Raw genomic sequence first — 864 nt, 5'->3', positions numbered from 1 at the left:
ATTTATTTAAATAGAAAATTATTATTTTATCTAAAAGGAGATTTTATTATGGGTTTTACAATGAACACGGCGCTTTTATTGGGATATATAGGAGCGGGATTAATGGTAGGTTTGTCTGGAGTTGGAAGCGCGGTAGGAACTTCCATTTCCGCTATGACGACGGTTGGAGCGTTGAAGAAGAATAAAGACGCTTTCGGTAGTTGCCTCGTATTGAGCGCTCTTCCAGGAACGCAAGGGCTTTACGGATTTGCCGCATTCTTTATTATGCAACCTTATTTGACCGCCGATATTAGCATATTCCAAGGAGCCGCCATATTGGGAGCTGGAATTGCCGTAGGCTTGGCTTGTTTGGTTTCAGCCATTTATCAAGGTAAAGTTTGCGCAAACGGAGTGGAAGCTATAGGTAACGGTTATGATGTATTCGGTAATACGATTATAGTAGCCGTATTCCCAGAGCTTTACGCTATCGTTTCTTTCGCTACGGCTTTCTTAATCAGCGGAGTTTTAGGCTCTTGATTAAAGAAAAATAAAATTAGATTGCCATATATGGTAAACTTTATAAATCCATAGGAGTTTTAATCTCTTATGGATTTTTATATTATATTAAATCTTGCACGACAAAAAGTATTTATTTATAAGTCATAATAATAACTCCATTAAATATACTTACTCTATAATAAATCAAATATGAAAAAAGCAAATCATAATAAAGAATTTAACGAATTTTTAATTCTCAAAAAAAGTTTGATACAGAGATTTTATAGCTTTATTCAAATCCTTCTGCTTTACGCCAATCATAATACTCGCTTCGCTTATGCTTTGGTTTAGCATTTCTATATTGACTTTCGCTTTTTTCTCCGAAAT

The 864-nt window shown here is 34.7% G+C and carries 2 protein-coding genes; one reads left to right on the top strand and one right to left on the bottom strand.

The annotated features are described in order from the left end of the window. Positions 1-516, top strand: a 516-nt coding sequence (locus EZH24_RS12760; protein ID WP_236847259.1) for a hypothetical protein, incomplete at its 5' end; no start/stop codon positions are given. Positions 517-726: 210 nt separating this feature from the next. Here the strand turns inward: EZH24_RS12760 and EZH24_RS15465 are convergent. Then, positions 727-864: an ACT domain-containing protein gene (locus tag EZH24_RS15465; RefSeq protein ID WP_419670466.1), complete on the bottom strand. Its 138-nt coding sequence runs from the start codon at positions 862-864 to the stop codon at positions 727-729.

Source organism: Brachyspira catarrhinii, from assembly GCF_005518285.1.
Classification (GTDB): Bacteria; Spirochaetota; Brachyspiria; order Brachyspirales; family Brachyspiraceae; genus Brachyspira; species Brachyspira catarrhinii.
The sequence above is the reverse complement of the archived record's forward strand: the minus strand, read 5'-3'. Positions and strand labels throughout refer to the sequence as shown.